This is a genomic window from Bacteroides sp. An51A (assembly GCF_002161565.1).
Classification (GTDB): domain Bacteria; phylum Bacteroidota; class Bacteroidia; order Bacteroidales; family Bacteroidaceae; genus Phocaeicola; species Phocaeicola intestinalis.
In genome coordinates this window covers 220,331-245,913 of the sequence record NZ_NFIC01000003.1, presented here as the reverse complement: position 1 = coordinate 245,913, position 25,583 = coordinate 220,331, and the positions used below count along the sequence as shown (strand labels likewise).

18 protein-coding genes, 1 pseudogene and 1 riboswitch are annotated in these 25,583 nt (G+C 44.6%); of the genes and pseudogenes, 14 read left to right on the top strand and 5 right to left on the bottom strand.

Annotated features, from left to right (window positions below):
* The first annotated feature begins 426 nt into the window (after nucleotides 1-426).
* Together B5G04_RS07365 and B5G04_RS07360 are read left to right on the top strand one after the other, a co-directional pair.
* Nucleotides 427-1,293 carry an AraC family transcriptional regulator gene (locus B5G04_RS07365; RefSeq protein WP_087210817.1) on the top strand — a complete coding sequence of 289 codons (867 nt, stop codon included), beginning with the start codon at nucleotides 427-429 and terminating at the stop codon, nucleotides 1,291-1,293.
* 10 nt (nucleotides 1,294-1,303) lie between these two features.
* Nucleotides 1,304-2,056, top strand: coding sequence for an MBL fold metallo-hydrolase (locus tag B5G04_RS07360; RefSeq protein WP_087251413.1), 753 nt, complete (start codon nucleotides 1,304-1,306; stop codon nucleotides 2,054-2,056).
* Between the two features lie 15 nt (nucleotides 2,057-2,071).
* Here the strand turns inward: B5G04_RS07360 and B5G04_RS07355 are convergent, their stop codons facing one another.
* The 4 genes from B5G04_RS07355 to B5G04_RS07340 are packed head-to-tail and all read right to left on the bottom strand — an operon-like array spanning nucleotide 2,072 to nucleotide 4,894.
* Nucleotides 2,072-2,866, bottom strand: coding sequence for a hypothetical protein (locus B5G04_RS07355; protein ID WP_087396527.1), 795 nt, complete (start codon nucleotides 2,864-2,866; stop codon nucleotides 2,072-2,074).
* The gene (locus B5G04_RS07350; RefSeq protein ID WP_087210827.1) at nucleotides 2,863-3,246 is read right to left on the bottom strand and encodes a GntR family transcriptional regulator; all 384 of its coding nucleotides are present in this window, start codon (nucleotides 3,244-3,246) and stop codon (nucleotides 2,863-2,865) included. Before B5G04_RS07350 ends, B5G04_RS07355 begins: the two co-directional genes overlap by 4 nt.
* Before the next feature lie 3 nt (nucleotides 3,247-3,249).
* On the bottom strand, nucleotides 3,250-4,044 hold the full coding sequence (locus B5G04_RS07345) for a hypothetical protein (protein ID WP_143270441.1): 795 nt from the start codon (nucleotides 4,042-4,044) through the stop codon (nucleotides 3,250-3,252).
* A gap of 10 nt (nucleotides 4,045-4,054) precedes the next feature.
* On the bottom strand, nucleotides 4,055-4,894 hold the full coding sequence (locus tag B5G04_RS07340) for an ABC transporter ATP-binding protein (protein ID WP_087396523.1): 840 nt from the start codon (nucleotides 4,892-4,894) through the stop codon (nucleotides 4,055-4,057).
* 423 nt (nucleotides 4,895-5,317) lie between these two features.
* Between B5G04_RS07340 and B5G04_RS07330 the strand changes: the two genes are divergently transcribed.
* The 5 genes from B5G04_RS07330 to B5G04_RS20195 all read left to right on the top strand — a co-directional run bounded on the left by B5G04_RS07330 (nucleotide 5,318) and on the right by B5G04_RS20195 (nucleotide 11,111).
* On the top strand, nucleotides 5,318-7,327 hold the full coding sequence (locus tag B5G04_RS07330) for a tetratricopeptide repeat protein (RefSeq protein WP_087396518.1): 2,010 nt from the start codon (nucleotides 5,318-5,320) through the stop codon (nucleotides 7,325-7,327).
* A 30-nt stretch (nucleotides 7,328-7,357) separates the two neighbouring features.
* The gene (gene rhuM, locus B5G04_RS07325; protein ID WP_239414050.1) at nucleotides 7,358-7,666 is read left to right on the top strand and encodes a RhuM family protein; all 309 of its coding nucleotides are present in this window, start codon (nucleotides 7,358-7,360) and stop codon (nucleotides 7,664-7,666) included.
* 292 nt (nucleotides 7,667-7,958) lie between these two features.
* Entirely contained in the window at nucleotides 7,959-9,527 is a 1,569-nt protein-coding gene (locus B5G04_RS07320) for a class I SAM-dependent DNA methyltransferase (protein ID WP_087396516.1), read from the top strand.
* The gene (locus tag B5G04_RS07315) at nucleotides 9,511-10,512 is read left to right on the top strand and encodes a Fic family protein (RefSeq protein WP_087396514.1); all 1,002 of its coding nucleotides are present in this window, start codon (nucleotides 9,511-9,513) and stop codon (nucleotides 10,510-10,512) included. Before B5G04_RS07320 ends, B5G04_RS07315 begins: the two co-directional genes overlap by 17 nt.
* Before the next feature lie 458 nt (nucleotides 10,513-10,970).
* Nucleotides 10,971-11,111 carry a hypothetical protein gene (locus B5G04_RS20195; RefSeq protein WP_204247002.1) on the top strand — a complete coding sequence of 47 codons (141 nt, stop codon included), beginning with the start codon at nucleotides 10,971-10,973 and terminating at the stop codon, nucleotides 11,109-11,111.
* 482 nt (nucleotides 11,112-11,593) lie between these two features.
* Here the strand turns inward: B5G04_RS20195 and B5G04_RS07300 are convergent, their stop codons facing one another.
* The gene (locus B5G04_RS07300; protein ID WP_087395476.1) at nucleotides 11,594-12,547 is read right to left on the bottom strand and encodes an IS30 family transposase; all 954 of its coding nucleotides are present in this window, start codon (nucleotides 12,545-12,547) and stop codon (nucleotides 11,594-11,596) included.
* Nucleotides 12,548-12,836: 289 nt separating this feature from the next.
* Here B5G04_RS07300 and B5G04_RS07295 point away from each other — a divergent pair, with 289 nt between their 5' ends.
* The 7 genes and pseudogenes from B5G04_RS07295 (at nucleotide 12,837) to B5G04_RS07260 (ending at nucleotide 25,537) form a co-directional block, all read left to right on the top strand.
* Nucleotides 12,837-13,865: an ATP-binding protein gene (locus B5G04_RS07295; RefSeq protein ID WP_087396511.1), complete on the top strand. Its 1,029-nt coding sequence runs from the start codon at nucleotides 12,837-12,839 to the stop codon at nucleotides 13,863-13,865.
* A 2-nt stretch (nucleotides 13,866-13,867) separates the two neighbouring features.
* A complete protein-coding gene (locus B5G04_RS07290) occupies nucleotides 13,868-17,047 on the top strand; it encodes a type I restriction endonuclease subunit R (RefSeq protein ID WP_087396509.1) in 3,180 nt (1,059 codons plus the stop codon).
* 322 nt (nucleotides 17,048-17,369) lie between these two features.
* On the top strand, nucleotides 17,370-17,660 hold the full coding sequence (locus tag B5G04_RS20670; RefSeq protein ID WP_087396507.1) for a DUF1016 N-terminal domain-containing protein: 291 nt from the start codon (nucleotides 17,370-17,372) through the stop codon (nucleotides 17,658-17,660).
* A gap of 200 nt (nucleotides 17,661-17,860) precedes the next feature.
* Nucleotides 17,861-18,072, top strand: a riboswitch (cobalamin riboswitch).
* Between the two features lie 49 nt (nucleotides 18,073-18,121).
* Nucleotides 18,122-20,134 carry a TonB-dependent receptor gene (locus tag B5G04_RS07275; protein WP_087396505.1) on the top strand — a complete coding sequence of 671 codons (2,013 nt, stop codon included), beginning with the start codon at nucleotides 18,122-18,124 and terminating at the stop codon, nucleotides 20,132-20,134.
* Between the two features lie 12 nt (nucleotides 20,135-20,146).
* Nucleotides 20,147-21,280, top strand: a pseudogene (locus B5G04_RS20720) (YncE family protein); the annotation flags it as partial.
* Nucleotides 21,281-22,694: 1,414 nt separating this feature from the next.
* Complete coding sequence (locus B5G04_RS07265) at nucleotides 22,695-24,134, top strand: DUF5074 domain-containing protein (protein WP_087247221.1); 1,440 nt, start codon at nucleotides 22,695-22,697, stop codon at nucleotides 24,132-24,134.
* A gap of 155 nt (nucleotides 24,135-24,289) precedes the next feature.
* Nucleotides 24,290-25,537, top strand: a complete 1,248-nt coding sequence (locus B5G04_RS07260; protein WP_140406840.1) for a DUF5074 domain-containing protein — start codon at nucleotides 24,290-24,292, stop codon at nucleotides 25,535-25,537.
* Nucleotides 25,538-25,583: the final 46 nt, after the last annotated feature.

The following is a 25,583-nucleotide window of genomic DNA, read 5'->3' as shown; positions in this document are numbered from 1 at the left end:
ATTTTTCACAAGATTGCCAATGCAGATCCGATGATCTGGGGTTATGTAATGCTGAATGACAAACTCAGCAAGTAAAAAACAAATTAAGCTAAAGCCCGAAAAGCAGAAGCTTTTAGTAAAGAATCTGATAAATGCCGAAAGGCTTTTTGTAAATAATCGAAAAAGCGGTTACACCATTGTGCAATCGCTTTTTTCCGTTTTAAAGCGGTAAAAAACGGCCGGTACATGTACTCTCTACATCCCGACCGACAATGTAACCTTAACTATTAATTTATGATAGCAAAGGTAATGGATATTTTTACAAAAAAATTGAACAAAACACACGCACTATTGTCGTATATTCACAAAAGTATCTAAATTTTTCCCCCTTTAGCATACACCTGCCCATAATATTGTATATATTCGCAAAGCTAACGGGAGAAAACCATGAACAATGTCATTTACGAACAAGTAGCGCAAAATACAGAAAACTCATTCTTCTACCGCCGTTGTACATCGTGGTACAAAAGTGCGATAGGCTATCACCAGCATCCGGAACTGGAAATCGGATTCGTCATCAAAGGCGGAGGACAACGCATTACGGACGATTTCATCGAAAACTTTCGGGAAGGTGACATCATCATCGTACCTGCCAACATCCCCCATTGCTGGATATACGACAAACTGGCGTGTCCGGCAGACGAAAGGATAGAAGAGGCATTCATCCAGTTTCCACAAGCTTTTCTGAACCGACTTGCCAGCTTTGCCAAAGAATTTCAAGATATCGCCTCGTTCTACACCAATCTGAAACAATGTTTGTCGATACAAGGGGAAGGAGCGAAAGAAATACGTCACATCCTGCTGGATTTCGACAATTACAACGAACAACAACGACTTTTAGGATTGTTGCAAATCCTTGCACTTGCTTTCCGCCCAGGCTACAGCAGATACATCGGCCATCATGCCTTCAATGGCATGCCCATTCATAAAAACAAACAGCGCCTGCAGACCGTCTACAGATATATCATCGAAAACTACCACCGGAAAATTACACTGGACGAAATAGCAGACTACATTGCCATGAACAAAAACGCCTTTTGCCTGTTCTTCAAAAAGTCCACCAACGAACCGTTTACGGTATATCTCAACCATTTCCGTCTGCAGATGGCAACCACATTGCTCAACCGTACTGACCAAAACATCTCCGAAATAGCTTATTCAGTAGGGTTTGCCGACATCCCCTATTTCAACCGCTGTTTCAAGAAAGAATACGGCATCACGCCTGCCGAGTATCGAAACAAATATAGAAGATAACAAAAGATATATGAAACTAACCTACATTTTCCATAGCGGATTTGCCTTAGAAACCGAAAATTGCATGCTGGTCTTCGACTATTGGCTGGATCCGGCACATGTTATCGACGGATTGCTGAAATGCAACAAACCAATGTACGTGTTTGCCAGCCATTTCCACGAAGACCATTTCAACCGCGACATCTTCACTTGGAAATCAATAAAAGCGGACATCACTTATCTCCTTTCGAAAGACATCTTGAAACACCGTAGAGCCAGACGTGACGAAGCCGATGCCTGGCTTGCCAAAGGAGGAAGCTGGCAAGACAGACATATCCATGTCACCGCTACCGGAAGCAACGATAGCGGTGTGTCGTGGATAGTGCGCACCGAAGGCAAAACCCTCTTCCACGCAGGCGATCTGAATAACTGGTACGCCCGCTTCCTGACCGATGACTATACAGGCGGAACCATATACAGCCCCGAATTTGGTATGGAAATCAACCCGGAGAAAGAAGAAAAACAATACTTGGGCGAACTGAAAGACATCCGCAAGCTTACCGCCGGCTTCGACCTCGTAATGTTTCCCATAGACGGACGTATCGGGAACGGCTATACACGCGGAGCCCGCCAGTTCATCGACCGCTTCCAGGTAGGCTTGCTCGTACCTATGCATTTCGTAGCCAGCGGATTCCAGTCGGCAGGACGGATGAAAGAATTTGCAGATGCCAAAGGCGTTAAGTTCTGGTGCATCCAGCAGGAAGGGGAAAACAAGGAAGTGTAAGGAGGACAATATCTTTCATTCCTCTTTCACTATCCGGCTTGCCTCTTCCAGCATCACATTCAGCTTGGCATAGTCTGTCTTCGGTTCCCATAACAGCTCCTTGCTTTCACCCTTTTGCCACACACAAGTATGACTGTTACTACCAAAGAGATGCTCTGTACCGATATGAAATGACCCTACATGAACCTGCCAGTTGTAAGTTTCATCCAAATCTACATGCAGATGCTCGGCGCGGCCGCTTCTCAGTTCCAGTCCATTACCCGATACCGAAAGCATATCAAACGTACACTCTTCCAGTTTCGTCGGACTTTGCGTCCGGATGGAAAAAGTGTCCCGCCCGATACCTCTGAATGAAACGTCTGCACATGGCATATCGATACTTACAGCCTTTACCGCATCGGGAAGCTTCAGACGCATGGAAGAAAGCGTATACACCCTTCCATCAGACGCAGATGCAAGCGCAGCCGGAAAGCTATCCTCAGAAAAGTTGAAACTGAGCAACAATGTACTGTCTTCCAGTGCTTCAACCTTCATACAGTTTTCCATACCTGAAACATACGAAAGACTGCCGCCTGCCGAATCGGCCGGACATATTTCCAACGGCATAACAACAGGACGCTCTCCGATTTCCTCCAGCACCAGCCTAACCGATTTACAAACCGGCAAAGGACGGACTTGTTCCATACCCGATTCGCCCAATTCCGTCCGTTCGGGAGAAGGAGTTTCAAGAGTCAAATAAAAGGCAAACCCACTTGTCAGCAGCAATCCAGCTACCAACAAGGCTATCATGATATAGGTAGTACGTTTCATATACTTTTGTTTTTTTCTGATTCAGTTATAAAGTCCTGGTACATTCCGGCAAGTTCATCCGCCGAAATATGCAACATGACACATTGTTTGAAAAAATATCCACACTCCTCTTGCAAGAAATGTTCTTTGCGCAGGTCGTATATCACCCGATGGGCACCTGCAGCCACAAAATAACCGATGCCCCGCTTGTTGTAGATAATGCCCTGCTGCTGCAGGTAATCGAACGAGCGCACCACCGTATTGGCATTCACTTCCACCATGCCCGCATATTCGCGCACAGAAGGGATACGCCCTTCTTCGGGATATACGCCGAGAAGAATTTCATCACAAATACGGTCGGCAATCTGCAGATAAATGGCTTTACTTTCCTTAAAATCCATAAGTTACCAGCGATTAATGATTTCCGACTCTTTAAACCGAAAATAAGCCAACGTCCAGTTGAACACTGCCCAGACAATCCCTACTCCGATAACCAGACGATTCATATCCTCGTCCGTCAGATAAAATCCGCGGTGAAAACTGCCTCTTACCTGATAAACTACCATAACTGCCTGCACATGCAACAACAAGATGACAATCAAGGCAGCACATGTCTTGATCCACGCATTCTTGGGCCAAATCACACTGCCCAACACGAACAACGACTGTAAAAAGCAGAAACTACTTGCCACTACGCCCAGCCTCCAGCCAGCATAAGGATGAGTAAACACTTCACTCCAGGGAACAAAGGTTATCTGCTCTGCCACATTGCTGTACAACATCCTGCAAACCAACACTTTCGTCAGGTCGGCAAGCCCGAACGCTATTGCAAATGCAACGATAAAAACCACCGTCACCAGCAACCAGCGCGAAAGATACTTCTCGAAAGCCGAAGCCGGAGTTATCAAAAAAGCAATACGGCCTGTCTTTGTCTTCATCCGCTCCATAAAAGAAGAAGCAAACAGCATCCCCATCGCATAAAAAATCACCATAAAAAACTGCATCAAAGCATGACTGTATTCCAAGGGGGTGCCAGGCGACAAATGGTTGTACGTCTCCATTCCATATCCTACCAGTATAACTGCCAATACGGCATAACAAGCTACAAACCGGAGCAAATGTGTTTTCCACGGTTCCAGTAACTCCCTGCGGCACATCATCCCAAACCGCCGCACATCAAAAAACTGATTTGTCCTCATCTTTTTCTTTTTAAGCATGAAACATCGCCGCTATTTTGTCGGGTTCGGCAAGCACGGCTCCAAACAAAAGTTCCAAATTGATTTCAGTCTCTTCACCACCAGCATTAGGCAGTATCAGACTGTTCCCCTCTACCGAAGGCAAAGCATAAAGTGCCTGCCCCACCAGTTCGCGGCTACTGCTCTCCCGGAAAACCAAAGTACGGCAGATATCCGCCACCGACTGGTCGAGCAACACACGACTTCCGTCAATAATCACCACATGATCGAGCATACGGTCTATATCACGCACCTGGTGCGTAGAAATTAGCACACACTTCTCATCGCTCATTCCCGAAGCTATCAGTTTACGGAACTGACTCTTGCCGGGAATATCCAACCCATTCGTAGGTTCGTCCATCAATAGCAAAGAAGTATTTGCCGCCAGTGCAAAACTCATAAACACCTTCTTCTTCTGCCCCATCGAAAGGGTTCCCAAGTTAAGGTCGGCATCCAGTTCGAAAAGGTCGAGATAGCGCCTCATGTCTTCTGTACTGAACCGGGGATAAAAGCAGCTGTTCAACTTTATGTAACGTGCCAATGTGAGCGAAGGCAATTCAAACTCTTCGGGCACTAAAAACAAGTCGCACAACGTATCGGGCAAACGGCGGCGCACATCCTTACCTTTATATATTATCTCTCCCTGACAAGGGGTAAGCAGTCCGCTTATCAAAGCAAGTAAAGTAGATTTTCCGGTTCCGTTCTTCCCTAATAACCCGTAGATTCCCCCTTGCCGAAGCGAAAGAGAAAAATGGCTCAGCACCTCTTTTTTGCGCCTGCCATAATTAAACGAAAGATTCTTTATTTCCAACATAATCTATCAGTGTTTTTATCTTCAGCCAAATTTCCCGTCAGGGCCCTCAACAGAAATCTTTGCCTGATAATCAGTGTATCATAGTGTACTACTTAACTAATACACTACAAAAGTATGTATTTATCGTGAAACATGCAAGCCCTCCGGCAAAAAAATCATATTCTTCCACTTGCCAATATAGGGTCAACAAAAAGTCATATAGCATCTGGAGAAACGAATATATACTTACTTTGCCGATGAAGTATATATTCATCAGCAGTTTCAGTATATATGAAACTGCCATCGAAGTTATATTCGTTTTACAATCCTATTGACTGACAAAAATGATTCATCCTGAAGAGGTCTTTCCCAAGTATACTTTTATATTTCTTCCGCTTTTCGTACCTTTGCCAGAAAAGGAAACCCGAACAAGAAAATGCTGCCATGACCGGACATATCACAATAGATACCGCCAACGCCGAGTTCCAAAATGCATTGAAACTCATCCAGTATACCCGCCAATCCGTATTCCTTACGGGAAAAGCAGGAACAGGTAAGTCTACCTTCCTGAAATACATCTGCCAGACCACGAAGAAGAAATACGTGGTACTGGCTCCTACGGGCATCGCCGCCATCAACGCCGGAGGCAGCACCCTGCACAGTTTCTTCAAGCTGCCTTTTCATCCGTTGCTGCCCGATGACCCCAACTTCAGCCTAAGAGGAAACAAACTGCAAAGCTTCCTGAAATATACCGCCAACCGGCGCAAGCTGATAAAGAACATCGAACTGGTCATCATCGACGAGATTTCGATGGTGCGAGCCGACATCATCGACTTCATCGACAAGGTATTGCGTGTATACTCACAAAACATGCGCGAACCTTTCGGAGGCAAACAGCTGCTGCTGGTAGGCGATGTGTACCAGCTGGAACCGGTAGTGAAAAACGACGAGCGCGAAATCATCAACCGTTTCTACCCCAACCCCTATTTCTTCTCGGCACGGGTGTTCCAGCAAATGGAACTGGTATCGGTAGAGCTGACCAAGGTCTACAGGCAGACCGACCGCGTATTTGTCAACGTGCTCGACCACATCCGCACCAATACCGTCGGCTCTGCCGACTTACAACTGCTCAACACCCGTTATCAGGCACCACTGGGCTCGGGCGAGAACGACCTTTACATCACATTGGCTACCCGGCGCGACAACGTAGACTTCATCAACGAACAACGCCTTGCCGCTCTGCCCGGCGATGCTGTCACGCTGAAAGGTGAAATCCATGGCGAATTTCCCGAAAGCAGCCTCCCCACACTGATGGAACTGACCGTGAAACCCGGTGCACAAATCATCTTCATCAAGAACGACCCGGAGAAACGATGGGTAAACGGCACCATCGGCATCCTTTCAGGCATCGATGCCGAAGGTATCCTTTACGTAACCACCGAAGAAGGAAAAGAACTCGACGTGCGCCGCGAAAGCTGGAGCAACATCCGCTACCGGTATAATGAAGAAGAGAATAAGATAGAAGAGGAAGAACTGGGCACCTTCACGCAATATCCCATCCGGCTTGCCTGGGCAATAACGGTACACAAAAGCCAGGGACTGACCTTCAGCCGCGCCATCATAGACTTTACCGGAGGAGTATTTGCCGGAGGACAAACCTACGTGGCATTAAGCCGGTGCACCTCACTGGACGGCATCTGCCTGAAGCGGGAGATAAGTCGTGCCGACATCTTCGTACGTCCCGAAATCGTTTCCTTCGCCCACCATTTCAACGACCAGCAGGCTATCGAGCGTGCCATGAAGCAGGCGCAAGCCGACATCGAATATACCGCTGCCGTCAAGGCATTCGACAAAGGTGACTTCGAAACTTGCCTCGACCATTTCTTCAAGGCCATCCATGCCCGATACGACATCGAAAAGCCCTTGCAACAACGCTTTATCCGTAAAAAGTTAGGCATCATCAACCGGCTAAAGGCAGAAAATCTCCGCCTGAAAGAAGAAATGCGGAAATCGAAGAAAAGCCTGCAGAAATATGCCGAAGAATATTACCTGATGGGAAACGAATGCATCACCCAAGCCCACGACACACGTGCCGCCCTGGCAAACTACGACAAAGCCATCGAACTGTACCCCGAATACGTCGATGCCTGGGTGCGCAAAGGCGTCACGCTTTTCAATGCCAACCGGATAAGTGAAGCACGCGAATGCCTGAACCAAGCCGTCAAGCTACGCCCCAACGAGTTCAAAGCCATATACAATCGGGGCAAACTGCGCCTGCACACAGGCGACATCGAGGGTGCCATGACCGACCTGGACAAAGCAACCTCGCTAAAACCCCAGCACGCCGGTGCCCAAGAATGTTTCGCCGATGCCCTTTCGCAAGCCGGCAAAGAGATAGAAGCGGCGATACATTACCGGCTGGCGGAAGAAATACGGAAAAAGAAGAAGAAATAAAATTGTTAACCCCTATAAAAAGATCAAGCTATGAACTTGAGTGATAAGATTGTAATCTACCAGACGAAAGATGGAAAGACATCCATTGATGTGAAATTAGAAAATGATACCGTATGGTTATCTGCCAATCAAATGGCAGCATTATTCGATAGGGATGAAAAGACCATAAGAAAGCATATCAATAATGCATTTTCTGAAAATGAGTTGGAGAAAAAGAACAACACGCATTTTTTGCGTGTTGATGGAGTGAAGCAGCCGGTCGCTTTTTATTCTCTTGATGTTATCATTTCCGTAGGCTATCGTGTAAAAAGCCAGCGCGGCACGCAGTTTCGTATATGAGTGAATCGAATTTTGAAAGAGTATCTGGTGAAAGTGGTTTCCGACTATACCTATGCCCTCGATACGTTGAACAGTATGAAATTGTGCATTTTAATGGAACACATGATACAACGCACGATATAAAAGACATGAAAGCAGTGATGAACTTAATGACCAAAAACAATTAACTGCATTTCTCTTTCAAGAAGGTTGTATTTTTCCGTTTATTATGCTTATTTTTGTTGAACACAGCTAAGTGTCAAGTGTAGATTTAAGAAACAAATAAAAAAATGATTTATAATGACATAATAACATGGTAAAGAAACAGCTGAAAGAAAAGAGCATAGAAGAAACCCTTTGGGATTCGGCGAATAAATTACGAGGGTCGGTTGAACCTTCGGAATACAAGCATGTGGTATTGAGTCTGATATTCCTGAAATATGCCTACGACCGCTTTGTGGAACGCCGCAACGAGCTGATAGCAGACGGCAAAGAAGCATTTGTCGAACAGGCTGTATTCTATAACGCCAAGAATGTTTTCTATTTAAACGAAATAAGCCGCTGGGGCTATCTGATAGAAAATGCCAAACAGAACGACATTGCCATCAAGATAGATGCGGCTTTGGCTCAGGTGGAGAAAGACAACCCGACACTGAAAGGAGCTTTGCCAAGCAATTATTATTCCGGCTTGGGGCTTGACCGCACCAAATTGGCAAGCCTGCTGGACGTCATCGGCAAGATTGATACACAGAAAGACAAGGAACACGACTTAATTGGACGTGTCTACGAATATTTCTTGGGCAAGTTTGCCATAGCCGAAGGAAAAGGTAAAGGGGAGTATTATACGCCCAAAACGATTGTCAACCTGATAGCGGAAATGATACAGCCTTACCGGGGCAAGATTTACGACCCTTGTTGCGGTTCCGGCGGCATGTTCGTGCAAAGCATAAAATTCATTGAAGCACACCACGGCAACAAGAAAGACATTTCCGTATATGGACAAGAATATACCAACACCACGTATAAGTTAGCGAAGATGAACCTTGCCATCCGTGGCATTGCCTGCAATTTAGGCGAAAAGGCTGCCGATACGTTCCATGACGACCAACACAAGGACTTGAAAGCGGACTTCATCATGGCAAATCCGCCTTTCAATCAGAAGGCATGGCGGGCAGAAAACGAACTGACCAACGACCCGCGTTGGCACGGATATGAAGTTCCGCCTACAAGTAACGCCAACTATGGATGGATTCTGAACATCGTTTCCAAATTGTCTGCCAATGGCATGGCAGGCTTTCTGCTTGCCAACGGTGCGTTGAGCGGCGATGGTACAGAGTTGAACATACGTCGCCAACTATTGAAGAACCATTTGGTGGAAGCCATTGTAATCCTCCCTCGTAATATGTTCTACTCTACGGATATCAGCGTTACACTTTGGATATTGGCTGGCAACCGCAAAGCCCGTACTGTAGAACAGAACGGTGAATTGGTGAACTACCGTAACCGGGAAAATGAGGTTTTGTTTATTGACCTGCGTCAATGGGGTGAACCGTTCGAGAAGAAATACATCCAATTCTCTGGGGAACAGATTACGCAAATAGCCGAAAACTTTCATAACTGGCAACGCGAAGGTCATGAACAGACTTATCGCAACGTACCCGAATACTGCTATTCCGCTACGCTTGAAGAAATCGAAGCAAAAGGTTGGTCGCTCGTGCCCAGCAAATACATCGAGTTCAAGAACCGGGATGAGGGCATCGACTTCGATACGAAGATGACGCAACTGCAAAGTGAGATGCAAGAACTGCTTCGTAAGGAAGATGAAAGCAAAAAGGAACTGTTGAACCTCTTTAAAGAGTTGGGATATGGACTTGAAGAATAAAATAGCCATCTATCGTTCTGCCGATGGAGAAACGCGATTAGATGTTAAGGTAGACAAAGAAACGGTTTGGTTGAATGTTAGCCAAATGGCGGAGTTATTCGGAAGGGATTCTAAGACCATTCGAAAACATATCGACAACGCTATTCGTGAAGAATTGGCTGACGAAGTGGTTGTCGCAAAATTTGCGACAACCACTCAACACGGTGCTATAGCTGGAAAAAGCCAAACTCATGATGTGAACTTCTATAATCTGGATGTAATTATATCCGTGGGGTATCGTGTGAAGTCTAAAAATGGTGTTGAATTCCGTCGGTGGGCTAACAAAGTGCTGAAAGAATATCTGGTGAAAGGTTATGCCGTCAATAAGGCTTTGACAGAACAACGCTACACGGAACTGAAACAGTTAGTCGCCGTCTTGGGCAGGACTGTCAAGGCACAAGAGGCATTAACTTCCGATGATGCCCTCAATCTGGTAGAAGTGGTTTCCGATTATGCTTATGCCCTCGATACATTGGATAAGTACGATTATCAACAACTGACGGTAGATCAGACTACGAACGAAGCAAAGTTTCATGCCACCTACGAAGGAGCCATGCAAGCTATTGATGAACTGAAAGCCAAGTTCGGTGGAAGCCAATGGTTTGCCCATGAGAAAGACGATTCATTCAAGAGTTCCATCGGGCAGATATACCAGACATTCGGCGGACAAGACCTCTATCCGTCAGTAGAAGAAAAAGCTACCATGTTGCTTTATCTCGTAACCAAGAATCATTCGTTCAGCGATGGCAACAAGCGCATAGCCGCCACGCTATTCTTATGGTTTATGGCAGGCAACGGTATCCTTTATAATACAGACGGCTCGAAACGTATAGCCGACAACACTCTTGTTGCCCTTACACTGATGATAGCCGAAAGCCGTACAGAAGAAAAAGATGTGATGGTAAAAGTAGTTGTGAACCTGATAAACAAGAACAACTATGAATAAGGGAGAAATGAAACGATTGGGCGATTATATCTGCGAGGTGGATGTAAGGAATCGGGATTTGGAGGTGACGAATTTGTTAGGTCTAAGCATGACAAAACAATTCCGTCCATCAACTTCTAATATTGTTGGTGTCGATTTAAGCAAATACAAGATAGTACATAAAGATGTTTTTGCTTTTGATACAATGTCTGTTATTCGTGTTCATAAAGTACCTATTGCAATAAATTTATCAAAGAGTCCAATAATAGTTTCTCCTGCTTATATTACGTTTGAATGCAAGGATTCAAATATTTTAAATCCTAACTATTTGATGATGTGGTTCTCACGTGACGAATTTGATCGATATGCGGATTTTAAATCAGATGCAGCCGTTAGGGGTGGTTATAATTGGGAAGAACTTTGTGATACACCAATATACTTACCTCCCATAGAACTGCAACAAAAGATTGTGTCTGAATATGAAACGGTTACTCGTCGCATTCGCCTTAATGAGCAAATCATTGCCAAGCTGGAAGAAACGGCGCAAACCCTCTATCGCAAGATGTTTGTGGATGGGATTGATAAGGAGAATTTGCCGGAAGGGTGGAGAATGGGAATAATTTCTGATTTCGGTAATGTCATTACGGGAAAAACTCCATCAAGTGAAGCTCCTGAAGATTTTGGGAATGATATGCCTTTTATAACACCTGGAGATTTTCAATATTATAATAAATTTGCTATTGGTTCAGAAAGGAAGTTGTCTACGATTGGATATGAACGTCTAAAGAATAAAATACTTCCCAATGGAAGTGTGATTGTTACGTGTATAGGTTCTGATATGGGAAAAGTCGTTATTGCATCAGAACAATGTGTTACCAACCAACAGATGAACTCAATTGTAGTTAAAGAAAAGTTTTACTCTAATTATTTGTACTACTATTTGTCAAATATGAAAGAGGAATTAAAAGGAATGGCATTAGGTAGTTCTACGATGCCTCTATTAAATAAAAGTGATTTTGAGAAAATTGCGATTGTAATACCTGCAAATGACAGTCTTTATGATTTTGACAAAAAAGGGCAGAGTCAACCAGCGAGTGCAACATTACGAAATATTTTTGAAAAAGACCTCAGCCGGAGTCAAGAAATTGAGTTTTTCTCTCGGTCTGGCATTAATTTTCTTCCTGATCTTGGTTATTTTTCCTTCTGTAACCGTACTGATGTCGGTTCCTTTCGGGATATATTGCCGTATCAGCTTGTTGCCGTTTTCTATGGCTCCTTTCTGCCATGCGCAATAGGAATCGGCAAAATACACGGGCACGTTGAGCTTCTTGGTTATCCATTCATGCTCGGCGAACTCACTGCCGTTGTCCGTGGTGATGGACTTCAAGGCCTCTCCCTTGTATGGCAGCAGCAACCTCCACACGGTTCTTGCCACAGGCTTCGCTTTCTTCCCGTGCTTGAGCCTTTCCATCAACAGGAAGTTCGTGCTCCTTTCCGTCAGCGTGAGGATGGCGTTGCTGTCCTTGTCCACGATGAGGTCCATCTCCCAGTCCCCGAAACGTTTGCCGTCGGCTTCCGCCGGACGCTCGTGTATGCTCACACGGTTACGGATGTTCGTGGCCTTAGTCTCATGACGGTGTGAGGCCTTGCGCTTGTATTTCATCTTATGCCGGCAATGGGAAGCCAGTTCCCCGCTTTCGTCCTTGCGGATGAGGGCGTAAATGGCTTCATGGGAGACGTTTATACCCTCCAGCTTCAAACGTCCGGATATCTGCCGGGGAGACCACTGCTCGTTTTTTATGAACTCAATGATGCGCCATTGCAGCACATCATCCAGCCCCCTGTTGCCGGGCGTATGACACCGGCGGGATTCTGCCATGTCATGCGCCTTGTTCCATACATACTTGCCGCTCGGCGTGGAGTTACGCTTTATCTCACGGCTTACCGTCGATTTGTGGACTCCTATGGAACGAGCAATCATTTCCAGAGTCTCACCCTTTTGTCGTCCCAGGTAAATTGCGTACCTTTGCTCACGGGTTAAGTGCTTATACTTCATAGACAATACAAAAGTAATTAATCCGTGGGAGACAGAGGTCTCCCTTTTTTATTTTGTATTGCCGGATGACCCTGATTCCGGGCTTCCACCGCCTTCCTCCGCCCTTTCCGCTACGCTCCAAGGACGGAGGAAGGCGGTGGCGGAGTTGCACTTCTAACTTGACGGTGGGTTTTGACAAAAAAGTATCTCCAGTTAATAAACTACTAGAATTGCATTTTAAAGAAATATATAAATTAAAAGAATTACAGTCTTTGCTTTTAGCGAGGATGGGGAGATAAAACAAAAATATATGGCTTTTTCTTTTGAAACAGATAGTAAAGGATATATAAAGAAACGAGAAAGTTTCAATCTGGAATACAAACAAAATTTCCAGTTGGGAGATAATTTGCTCAAATACATTAAGACTTTAGTTGGAATGGCTAACAACAAAGGAGGACAAATAGTATTTGGAATAAAAGATTCTCCTCATATACTATTAGGTATGTCTAACAACAAATTATCCGAAACAGACCCCAAAGTTATTGATATTAAGGTTAGAGAATACTTTTCTCCTGATATTAGATGGCAATCTGCAATTCAAGAATTTGAAGGTAAAAAGTTTGGTGTACTATCTGTTGAAGAAGCAGAAGAAAAGCCTGTGGTATGTAAGAAAAACAAAGATGATATATTGCGAGAAGGGGCTATTTATTATCGCTATCGAGGAGAGACAAAAGAAATTGAATATCCAGAATTAAAAAAGATCTTGGACAAAGAACGAGAAAAAGAACGTATATTATGGATTAAGCATATTGAAAAAATAGCAATGGTTGGTCCGCAAAATATACACCTTCTTGATAGATACAATGGAGAAATCACTTATGGCGATAGCAAAATACTATTGGACAAGTCTTTAATTGACCAACTTAAGTTCATTAAGGAAGGACACTTTACAGAAAAAGAAGGTGAAGGCTTGCCTACATTAAAATTAGTTGGAACAATAGATGGATTAGTAGATGTTGATAATGCAATTATTGACCAGAATGTTGCATATCCATTAACAACAGGATTACTTCAGAAAGAATTAGGATTAAATCAATATGAAATGCAAGCTGTAATATATTCATTGGACTTAAAGAGCAAACCCAAAAGGCATACGTTGATAATGCAAGGAGAAAAATCTAATGGCATACACAAATATTCAAAATCTGTTGTTTCTGTAGTGCAAAAACTCATGGAGCAACGCGGAAAAGAGGCATTTCTTAATGAATGTACGGAAAAATACAAAAAGTACATAAGAGAAACGAAAGAAAAAAATCAACGAATGAGAAAAAGGAAATAGTTATGCCACACTTCAACGAACACGCCCTCGAACTATCCATCATGGAACTGTTTCAACAAGAGGGTTACACATACACAAGCGGAGAAGAAATCCACAAGGAAGTAAGCGACGTCTTGCTTCGGGACGATATGCGCCTATACCTGCGCAACCGATACAAAATCGAAAGCATTACGCCGTTAGAAATAGAGCGAATTCTTGCCACACTGACCGCCAATGCAGGCTTCTCTTTGTATGAAGAGAACCGTCATACCTATCGACTGATAACAGAAGGCTTTTCATTGAAGCGTGAGGATGCGGCTTTGCCAGATTTGTTTATCGAACCGATAGATTTCAGCAAAGAAGGCATAAAAAACAATCTGTTTCGCATTGTCAATCAGTTGGAGATACAAGGTGCGGAGCGACGTATTCCCGATGGCATTGTTTATGTGAATGGTCTGCCCGTAGTGGTGTTGGAGTTCAAGAGTGCCGTAAAGGAAGAGACTACCATCATGGATGCTTATACCCAACTCACCGTACGTTACCGCCGTGATATTCCCGACCTGTTCAAATACAACGCTTTTGTGGTGATTAGCGATGGGGTGAACAACAAGTATGGCTCTCTGTTTTCGCCTTACGATTTCTTTTATGCGTGGCGGAAAGTAGAGGCGAACGATAAGGCTACAGACGGTATCAATTCCCTCCTGACAATGGTCAAAGGTTTGTTCCGGAAAGAGAAGCTGCTGAGCGTGATAAAGGATTTCGTGTTCTTCCCCGATTCGTCGAAGAACGAGAAGAAAGTGGTTTGCCGCTATCCGCAATTCTTTGCCACGCATAAGCTGTTCAAGAATATCCGTCTGCACTCCAAACTCCAAGCAGGTGGCGATGGAAAAGGAGGTACTTACTTCGGGGCGACAGGTTGTGGCAAAAGTATCACGATGCTGTTCCTTACTCGTATGTTGATGCGAAGCCGGGAGTTTGCCAGCCCTACGATTGTCCTGATAACTGACCGTACCGATTTGGATGACCAACTTTCCAAACTTTTTGGAACGGCTAAGAAGTTCATCGGCGATGAATGTGTAGTAGAGGTGGAAAGCAGGGATAAACTTCGGGAACATTTGGCAGGGCGAACCAGCGGCGGCGTGTTCCTGACCACCATACATAAGTTTACCGAAGACACACGGCTATTGTCTGAACGGGCAAACATCATCTGCATATCCGACGAGGCACACCGCTCCCAAACGAACTTAGCTTTGCAAGTCAAGCAGACCGACAAGGGAGTGAAACGCAACTACGGCTTTGCCAAATACCTGCATGATTCATTGCCCAATGCCACGTATGTTGGTTTTACGGGTACTCCGATTGATGCCACGATTGACGTATTCGGTGAGGTGGTGGATGCCTATACGATGACCGAATCGGTGGAAGATGGCATCACACGGCGTATTGTGTACGAAGGACGTGCTGCCAAGGTTTTGCTTGACAATAAGAAATTGCAAGAAATAGAAAATTATTATAAGCAATGTGCAGAAGAAGGTGCCAATGAATACCAGATAGAGGAAAGCAAGAAAGCCGTTACCAAAATGGAGCGCATTTTGGGAGACTCCGACCGCTTGCAAGCTGTAGCCGAAGACTTCATTACCCACTATGAGAAACGGGTGGAAGAAGGGAGTACGGTAGAGGGCAAGGCAATGTTCGTTTGTTCCAACCGAACCATTGCTTTCAACCTTTATAAAAAGATTATCGCCTTGCGTCCCGAATGGGCAAAAATACCCGGCGAAGAAGCGCATGAGGACCATTATATGATGGCAGCGGAGCCACGTGTCCCATATGGGAATCAGGAACTACCTATCGAGAAGATAAAACTGATAATGACCCGAAGCAAGGACGATGAACCAGAACTTTACAACTTGCTGGGAACGGATGAAGACCGCCGTGCTTGGGCAGAAGAGTTTAAAAAGCCGAAATCAAACTTCAAGATTGCCATTGTGGTCGATATGTGGACAACCGGTTTCGATGTGGACTGTCTAGACACGATGTACATTGACAAACCTTTGCAGCAACACACGTTGGTGCAGACCATTTCACGGGTGAACCGTGTTTATCCGGGAAAGGAGAAAGGCTTGGTCGTGGATTATATCGGCATCAAAAGCAACATGAATGTGGCATTGAAGCGTTATGCGCAAGGTGATGCCAACTTGGACTCGGTGGAAAGCATTGAGCAGTCCGTTGCGATGGTGAAAGACGAACTGGATATTATCCGGCGGATGTTCGGCGAGTTTGACTATACAAAATTTTCTACGGGTACGCCATTGGAACAATTAGACTGCCTGAACAAGGGTGCCGAGTTTATGCAACGCACCAAGGAACAGGAAAACTTATTCATGGGACACGCCAAGAAACTAAAATCGGCATTTAACTTGTGCAGCAATAGTGAAGAGATAAGCGACGACGAGCGTGAAGAAATTCATTATTTCTGTGGCGTACGTTCCATTATTTATAAATTGACAATAGGTGATACTCCGGACATCTCTCAGATGAACCGTCGTGTCAGTGAAATGATAGAAGAAGCCATCCAATCAGAAGGCGTGGAAGAAATCATCCAGATAGGCAATGACAAAGAAAACTTGGATGTGCTGAGCGAAGAATACATGGAACGCCTTGGCAAACTGAAACTGCCCAATACGAAAGTAAAACTCATGGAACGCCTGCTGAAAACCGTCATCACAGAGTTCAAGAAGGTGAACAAGGCGAAAGGCGTAGACTTCTCCAAACGCTTGAGCACTTTGGTTGACAAATACAACGAACGCAGAGATAGTGCTATCTTTGCGGATGAGGTCTTGACGGAAGTGGCTAATCAGATGGCTAATTTGTTGAAAGAGCTAAACAAGGAGAAGAAATCTTTCCTTGATTTAGGCATTAGCTACGAAGAAAAAGCCTTTTACGATATTCTGAAATCAATCGCCAAACAGTTTGGCTTTGAATATCCTGAAGATAAGCTACTTAAACTCGCTGCTGAAATCAAGAAGATTGTAGCAGACAAGTCCAAGTACACAGACTGGTCCACCCGTGATGACATAAAGGCAGAACTGAAAATGGATTTGATTTTGGTTTTAGCTGAATATGGCTATCCACCGGTAACGAATGACGAGGTGTTTAAGGAGATTTTGGAACAAGCGGAGAATTTCAAGAAATACAATGGCTAAAATATGAAGTTGAAAACTACGCCTCATGGATTGAAGAGCTTAGCCAGAGATATAGAAAGAGCCAGATTAAGGCGACAACTCATGTAAACAGTGAGATACTGCAATTCTATTGGTCGCTGGGACGTGATATTGTAACGCTCCATGCGGAAAGCCGTTGGGGAGATAAGTTCATCTCTAATTTAAGTGCAGACTTAAAAGCAAAGCTTCCCGGCATCAAAGGGTTATCCGAAACCAGCATTGGGTATGCCAAGAGATTTTATCTGCTTTATAATGAGTATTTTACAATTCACCCCAAGTTGGGGGTGAATTTCAGGAGAATGCGATTTGGGACATCCCTTGGGGACATCACAAATACATCATCGACAGATTCTTTAACGAACCGGAGAAGGCAATGTTCTTTGTGCAAAAGACATTGGAGAACGGGTGGAGCAGGAATGTTCTGCTGAATTTCATGGATACAAACCTGTACGAGCGACAGGGAAAAGCTATCAGTAACTTCAAGGCTTCACTTCCTTCTCCGCTAAGCGAACTGGCGCAAGAAATGACCAAGGATCCCTATCAGTTTGATTTCCTTATAATGACAGAAGGGTGTCGTGAAAATATATCTGTTTAATGATGTTAAGAAAATGCCCATAATTCTGTTTAATGAAATGAGAACAAATTCAAGATGAACAAGAAAAAATAAACGAAAGAAATGCCTATGGTAATTTTGACAGAAAAAGTATTCTTTATTCTCATTGCGAATCTGATTCCGAAAGCATTTAGGCACGATGGCTTTATTGCAGACCTATTGCACATTTAAAATAAAAACCTTACTTTTGCATCGTAATTGGTTCTGCCTGTCTGTTCAGACAAGCGGATTAAAAGGGAATCGGGTGAAAATCCCGGACAGTCCCGCTGCTGTGAAGCTTCAATAATCTTCCGGTAAAGGCTATTACCACTGATGCGTTGTATCTGAAAAACGTATTGGGAAGGTTCCGGAAGAGAAGTCAGTCAGAAGACCTGCCAAGAGTTTATGTTATCCGTGTGCGAGGACAACACGGTTAATTGGTTTATTGAATACACTTTTTATTTATGGTTAAACAAAAAAGCCGGCTTGTCTGGCTGTTATCGTTTTGGGCTGTATGGAACCATGCCTGCATTTTGTATGCCCAGAACTCGACCGACAGCCTGCAACACTTGAATGAAGTGCTGGTCACCGCACGTGCCTTGCAGAAAGACATCATTCCCGTACAGAGCTTGTCGGGAGAACAACTCCAAAGGCTAGGTTCGCACAACGTTGCTGACGCGTTACGCTATTTCTCTGGTGTACAACTGAAAGATTATGGAGGCATCGGAGGATTGAAAACGGTCAATATCCGAAGTATGGGTACCAACCACGTAGGGGTATTCTACGATGGCATCGAACTGGGAAATGCACAAAACGGGACTGTAGACCTGGGGCGTTTCTCGCTCGACAATATGGAAAGCGTCACACTCTACAACGGACAGAAAAGTGCCATTTTCCAGTCGGCTAAGGACTTTGGTTCGGCAGGTACCATCTATCTCCAGACGCGTATTCCCAAGTTTGAAGACAACAAGAAATATAATGTCAAGGCTACATTCAAGACCGGTTCGTTCGGAGTAGTAAACCCTGCCATCCTTTGGGAACAGCAAATCAACGAAAAGTTAAGCAGTTCCTTCAGTGCCGAGTATTTGTACACCACAGGTAAATATAAATTCCGCTATGCCACTGAAGGAGGCTATGACACCACTGCTGTGCGCCAGAATGGTGACGTAAACGCCCTGCGCATCGAGCATGGGTTATACGGTAACATCAAAAACGGCTACTGGCGTACCAAACTGTATGCTTACTTTTCCGACAGAGGTTATCCAGGAGCCATTGTGCGTAACAAGTTTACACACGAAGACCGCCAGAACGATGCCAATTTCTTTGCCCAAGCACTGTTCCGGAAAGATTTCTCGGAACGTTACCATTTTCTTGCCAGTGCCAAGTATGCCTACGATTACCTGCATTACCTTGCCGACCCGAACAAAGATGAATCGTTGATGTACATCAACAACCGTTACCGGCAGCAGGAACTTTATGTTTCGACTGCCAATTGCTTTGACCTGACACCGTACTGGAGCCTGAACCTGTCGGCAGACTGGCAATTCAACCTGCTGAATGCAAACTTGAAAGACTTTGTCTATCCACGGCGGAACACAGGACTTTTTGCTGCAGCCACAGCCTTTCATTTCGACTGTATACAATTGCAGGCAAGTGTACTGGGCACGTTTGTATCCGACCGTCTGAAAGAAAACGGACAACCGGCATCCGACAAGCTGGAATGGACACCATCGGTTATACTGAGCTACCGACCGTTTAAAAAGATAGACCTGAATTTCCGTGCCTTCTACAAACAGATATTTCGCATGCCTACCCTGAATGACCTGTACTACACATTCGTAGGCAATGCTTACCTTGACCCTGAATATACTCACCAATATAATATAGGTGTAACTTACAGAAAAGACTTCAAAAACCTGTGGATGAAACACATCGAGCTACAAGCTGATGTATATTACAACGAAGTAAAGAACAAGATAGTAGCAACCCCTACTTCCAACTTCTTCCGCTGGACCATGGTCAATCTGGGTGAAGTGGAAATCCGGGGCATAGATGTAGCTGTACAAACCGACTGGCAAGTGGGTAAAGAAGCCTTGCTAAGCGGACGCCTGAATTACACTTATCAGAAAGCACAAGACTTTACCGATCCCGATAATGAATTTTATGGCGGACAAATACCCTACATACCCTGGCACAGCGGATCGGCAGCGGTTAACTTCAATTGGCGTTCGTGGGAAGCCAGTTACAGTTTTATCTATACCGGCGAACGGTATTCTTCACAAGCCAACCTGCCCGTCAACTATCAACCGTCGTGGTACACCAGCGACTGTTCTCTTTCGAAACGGCAACGCATCCGTTCGCAAGAGTTGAAACTGACTTTGGAAGTGAACAATCTGCTGAACCAACAATACGAAGTAGTATCGTGCTACCCGATGCCCGGCATCAATTTCAAATTCATCGTGCAATATATGTTTTAAAATATACCTCTTATGAAAATCAGAAGATATCCGCTTGTCCTGCTCCTGCTGGCATTGCTGTCGGGATGCAGGGAAGAACTGCCTGTGCTCGACTCGGAGCAGGAAATCATTACCTACCCTACCGACCCTAAGGACATTGAAGGCTTTTTTCTTCTCAACGAAGGAAACATGGGAAGCAACAAATGTACAATTGACTTTTTCAATGCACGGGGAGGATATTACCTTCGCAACATTTATCCGGAAAGCAACCCCGACATCGTAAAAGAACTGGGAGATGTAGGCAACGACATTCAGATACACGACGGAAAACTATATGTAGTGGTCAACTGTTCACACTTTGTAGAAGTGATGGACGCATGCACAGCCAAACATCTGGGAAGCGTCAACATTACTAATTGCCGCTACATAACCTTCGAAGATGACAAAGCCTATGTCAGTTCGTATGCCGGACCGGTTCAGATAGATCCAGAAGCACGCCCCGGCAAAGTGGTAGAATTTGATACGAATACTTTCCAGATAACCCGCGAAGTGGTAGTAGGTTATCAGCCTGAAGATATGGCTATCGTTAACGGAAGACTGTATGTAGCCAACTCGGGCGGTTACCGTTACCCGAATTATGACCGTACCATTTCGGTCATCGACTTAGAGAGTTTTCAAGTGGTCAACACCATTGATGTAGCCATCAACCTGCACCAGATGGAAAAAGACTCGAAAGGAAACCTGTATGTTATTTCACGGGGAGACTATTATGGAGAAAGCTCGGATATCTACGTCATAGACCCTACTACCGAAACCGTAACCGGAAACCTGGGAATCTCTGCCAACCAAATGTGGATGGATGACGACCTGCTTTACATCATCTCTTCCGAATGGAGCTACACAGCCGGAAACAACGAAGTAGGTTACCGCATCTACGATACGGCACAAGGCAAAATGATTTCCGACAAATTCATTACCGATGGCACAGAAGCCGATATCCGACTTCCATACGGCATTGCAGTCAACCCTGAAACCAAGGAAATCTATGTAAGCGATGCTACCGACTACGTAACACCGGGGTATCTTTACTGCTTCACCTCCGAAGGCAAAAAACAATGGAGCGTACGTACAGGCGATATTCCGGCACATTTCGCCTTTGCTACAGAACCTTTCTATTACAACGATGCTCCGGAAGAAACAACCAGTTCGGCATACATCACCCAAGTAATCGAATACATGCCAGCTCCAGGCCAGTTTGTCAATGCTATGCCTGAATACGAAGAAGGCGACACACAGGAAGACATGAACCGGAAAGCCTTGGAAGCTATCGGGAATAACAATCGTGGCATGATTTCGCTAGGAGGATATGGAGGTTATGTCATCGTAGGCTTCGACCATCGGATTGAAAACAAAGCAGGACTACGGGATTTCCGTATTCTGGGCAATGCTTTTCAAGGAGCTTCTACTGCTGCAAGCGGAGGCAGTTACGAACCGGGTATCATCCAAGTTGCATTAGACGAAAATCAAGACGGACAGCCAGACGATGGACAATGGTATGAAATAGCCGGAAGTGCCCATCACGACCCTCAACAGGAAACATGGTATGAAACAGCCCTGAACGCCGGTTGCGACATGGCTTTTTACAACGATTATGAAATTGTTTACCAAGCTCCCGAAGAAGAACCGGCCACCGAAGAAGAACAACGAACGTACATCTGCTGGACAGACAACAAAGGACAAACAGGATACATCCGGAAAAACGTCCATAACACCCAGTCTTATTATCCACAATGGATTAGTGACAAGGAGTTACGCTTCGAAGGTTCACGACTTCCGCAAAATGGAATAGACCAGAGTGGAAACGGTACCTACTTTGTCCTTTATCCGTTTACATACGGATATGCCGACAATGCCATGAATACCAACGATGAATCTGCTATTGACATTGACTGGGCAACCGACAGCGACGGTAATAAAGTCGATTTACCTGGTGTGGACCTCATTAAAATATATACCGGAATCAATCAGGAAAACGGATGGATAGGCGAATGCTCTACAGAAGTGAGTGGCGTGGAAGACCTGCACATGCTGGGTGAGGAAATTCCTACACGCTAACTTAGAAGCTGTTTTGAATTTCTCCAAAAAGTTTTTCTTGGCTTGATGTATCTGTTTTCGTGTGTGCTTTGGGCGATAAATTCAAAACAGCTTCTTAAGAACTGCCTGATAATGCTAATCAGAAGTTATACCATCGCGGTATGCAATTGTGCATTTTTGTTGATGCTATATAGAACACAGACTACATAAGAATACACAGAAGAATAGGTCAATAAACAATATGCTAATGTGAAAATATAGGTCATTCGCTGTAAGATTATTAATCTTACACCAGACGAAGCTATCCTTTTTAACTAATCTGGGTATGATGAAGTACAGTAATGCGAAGCGGACAGAACGTAGACAGCATGCCGGAACTGTGGCATTAACAAAATACACAAATCCATACCGCGCATAGTATAATAGTATAACTCCCCTGATCCGCATAAATAACAAATTGATATACAAAACAAAAAACCAAAAGGAAATGAAGAACTTATGCAATTGGCTGCTGATACTGATTTTAATCGGTACCACAGCATGTAAAGACGACAACACTCCAGTAGAACTCCAAGCGCCGGTATTCGAATTGACCGACAGCATAGGGCAAGACCAACCTGTCATCGTGGTTCCGGGAGAGACCTGCCAGATAAAATACCTAGCCGAACATATAAACAGCATTACAGCCGACAACGTACCCGAGGGATGGCAAGTCAATATAAACGAAGAAACGACCTGCATTGGTATCACTGCCCCATCGGCTTCGGAAAATGTTTCCAAGACCTTCAGCTTGCAATTGACTGCACAAGGTGAAAACAGACAAACCGTTACACTCAGCATAAACTTCTATCTTGTCACATTCGATGACCCGAAAGGAACATTTGTTCTGAACGAAGGAAATATGACCTCCGAAAACGGCTCACTTCTTTACATTACCGCCGAAGGATACATCGTAGACAATGTATACAAACGAGTAAATGGTACAGAACTGGGCAATGTACCCCAAGACATGTGTCAATACAACGGAAAAACCTACATCATTTCCCAAAACGGGAACGGCAATGCGATGGGAGCAGAATCGGATAATGACGGCATGTTGGTCATAACCGACACACGTACACTAAAGAAACTGAAAAGTTATCCGAAAGAGACGCTCAGCCCGCTAGACTGGCCTACACACATTGCCGTTATCGATGAAGAACACATTTATATCCGTGACAATGCCGGTATATGGCGAATGAACGAAAACGATGCATCGCTGACCTTTATCAAAGGTTCGGAAGAAGCCCCCAAAGCACCGTTTGCCATTGTCAATGGAAAGGTGTACACCTATTACAACCAAAACTTCATGACAGGACTTTACGAAATCACTCCAGGTAATGACCAAATTACAAACATTTCAGTACCGTTCTATTCGTTATATGGTATTACAGGCATAGCTTCAGCTCCCGACAACTGCCTGTGGATAATGAGTACTAAATTTGGAGGTGAAATCTCCATGAACCGGTACAACCCTGCGACTCAAGAAGACCTGGAGCGAAATTACATCAGCGAAGTCCCGTCAGTCGGGTCATCAGGATGTGCCTTTGCCACACATGGCAACACAATTTATTATGCCAGTGGAACAACTATTTATCGCCTTGACTTCCGTCCAGACATAGACCAAGGCAACAAAACACCACAAGATGAAATATTGACAGACTTGTCTTTGCTGGATGAAAAAGCCCAAATAATGTACAATGGCCTAGGGGTAAATCCCACCACAGGATATGTATATGCCAATACCCTGAAAGGAGTGGGACCGTTCTATACCACCAATCAACTTTGGGTATTCGACTTTGCAGGAAGCACCGGTACTCCTCTGTTCAAGTTTGAAAACTATACCCGCTTCCCGGCAGGTTTCTTCTTTATACCATGCGCAGTATAGATTTGTGCATTCTGTGTTCTATGATAGCATTCACAAAGAGACAAAAAGGTATTGGCATCTAACTTCCAGTCCGCCTGGCGGACGATAACTTCTTCCAACTCCTTCTTAACTCCTGATTGACATTACTAACTGAAATAAAAAAGAAATTACATTTTATGAGAAAAACAACGTTCTTCCTATTGGCAGGCTACTTATGCTTTACAGCCTGCAGCTCGGACAACATCAAAACTCTCCATCCTGAATCTGAGCCTACCGACAGCATATCCCAACCTACCCTTGAAGGATATGCTTCACCAAACGGCATATTAATACTGAACGGAGGGGCACGCATGCTAGAGAACGGCTCTTTATCCTACATTGCTCCTGATGGTACTGTAGAAACAAATGTATACAAAAAAGTAAATGGAACCGAACTGGGCAACCAGGCAGATGCCCTCTACCGTCATGGTAACAAACTTTATATTTTGTGTGACGACTATCTGGACCTTGACGAAGTCCCACAAGGAGACGGACTCCTGATTATCGCCGATGCAGAAACCATGAGAAAAGAAAAAGCCTATCCCCGTGAAATGATGACATTTGCCAGACCGGAGGGTTGCTTGCAAGAAAACGAACGCCTTGAAGTGGAAGCCAATTTATCGAACATCATCGTATTGGACGAACACAATGTATTTATCACAGACGCACAAGCTGCATATCGTTTCGACAGTACAACCGATGAACTGCATTTGATAGAAGGAAGCTATGCCTTAGGCAATCAAGGTGTTACCATCGAATCCATTATCTCTCCCAACGGTATGATGGCTATTGACGGCCATATCTATGCAGGAGCCGGCGGATTTTGGTCGGAGACAAAACTGGTAGAATTCAGCAAAGACAGCAACCAGATTAACCGCACGTTGGCTTTGGGAAAGGGGAATCTCATCTGTGGACTATGCCTGTTAGACGACGGTACGTTGGTAGCAGCCACATACACACGTGGAAACAACGTAACCTACCTTTATTATATCGACCTCGAATCATGGGACATCGCAAAAGAAACAGAAATCAGGACAACCATCTCACCAGATTATTTCAACACCGCCTCGTCAAGTATTTTTTCGTATAAAAACAATATCTACTTCCCGGAAAGTGAAACTCGTATTTCACGCCTGTCAGCCGATAACGGAAAAATAGAACCGTACATCGACATCCGGAAAGATGCCCCGAATGCCAATGGTTTCGACTGTATGACCATTGATGCACAAAACGGCAAACTCTACATCTCCACACATTCAGAATGCTTTGAAAATGTCATTCCGCAGTCTAATGTCCTGATATACGACCTGAACTCAGACCGTACGCAGGCTACGCGCTGCATTTCCGATATCACACATTACGCCACAGGAATTTATCCCATGTAAAAAACAAGGCGAGGCTGTGATAAGATTATAAAAACAGCCTCGCCCC

Coding starts and splice junctions, on each gene's coding strand:
- B5G04_RS07365 (WP_087210817.1), top strand. CDS start 427: ATGAACAATGTCATTTACGAACAAGTAGCGCAAAATACAGAAAACTCA.
- B5G04_RS07360 (WP_087251413.1), top strand. CDS start 1,304: ATGAAACTAACCTACATTTTCCATAGCGGATTTGCCTTAGAAACCGAA.
- B5G04_RS07355 (WP_087396527.1), bottom strand. CDS start 2,866: ATGAAACGTACTACCTATATCATGATAGCCTTGTTGGTAGCTGGATTG.
- B5G04_RS07350 (WP_087210827.1), bottom strand. CDS start 3,246: ATGGATTTTAAGGAAAGTAAAGCCATTTATCTGCAGATTGCCGACCGT.
- B5G04_RS07345 (WP_143270441.1), bottom strand. CDS start 4,044: ATGAGGACAAATCAGTTTTTTGATGTGCGGCGGTTTGGGATGATGTGC.
- B5G04_RS07340 (WP_087396523.1), bottom strand. CDS start 4,894: ATGTTGGAAATAAAGAATCTTTCGTTTAATTATGGCAGGCGCAAAAAA.
- B5G04_RS07330 (WP_087396518.1), top strand. CDS start 5,318: ATGACCGGACATATCACAATAGATACCGCCAACGCCGAGTTCCAAAAT.
- rhuM (WP_239414050.1), top strand. CDS start 7,358: ATGAACTTGAGTGATAAGATTGTAATCTACCAGACGAAAGATGGAAAG.
- B5G04_RS07320 (WP_087396516.1), top strand. CDS start 7,959: ATGGTAAAGAAACAGCTGAAAGAAAAGAGCATAGAAGAAACCCTTTGG.
- B5G04_RS07315 (WP_087396514.1), top strand. CDS start 9,511: ATGGACTTGAAGAATAAAATAGCCATCTATCGTTCTGCCGATGGAGAA.
- B5G04_RS20195 (WP_204247002.1), top strand. CDS start 10,971: ATGAAACGGTTACTCGTCGCATTCGCCTTAATGAGCAAATCATTGCCA.
- B5G04_RS07300 (WP_087395476.1), bottom strand. CDS start 12,547: ATGAAGTATAAGCACTTAACCCGTGAGCAAAGGTACGCAATTTACCTG.
- B5G04_RS07295 (WP_087396511.1), top strand. CDS start 12,837: ATGGCTTTTTCTTTTGAAACAGATAGTAAAGGATATATAAAGAAACGA.
- B5G04_RS07290 (WP_087396509.1), top strand. CDS start 13,868: ATGCCACACTTCAACGAACACGCCCTCGAACTATCCATCATGGAACTG.
- B5G04_RS07275 (WP_087396505.1), top strand. CDS start 18,122: ATGGTTAAACAAAAAAGCCGGCTTGTCTGGCTGTTATCGTTTTGGGCT.
- B5G04_RS07265 (WP_087247221.1), top strand. CDS start 22,695: ATGAAGAACTTATGCAATTGGCTGCTGATACTGATTTTAATCGGTACC.
- B5G04_RS07260 (WP_140406840.1), top strand. CDS start 24,290: ATGAGAAAAACAACGTTCTTCCTATTGGCAGGCTACTTATGCTTTACA.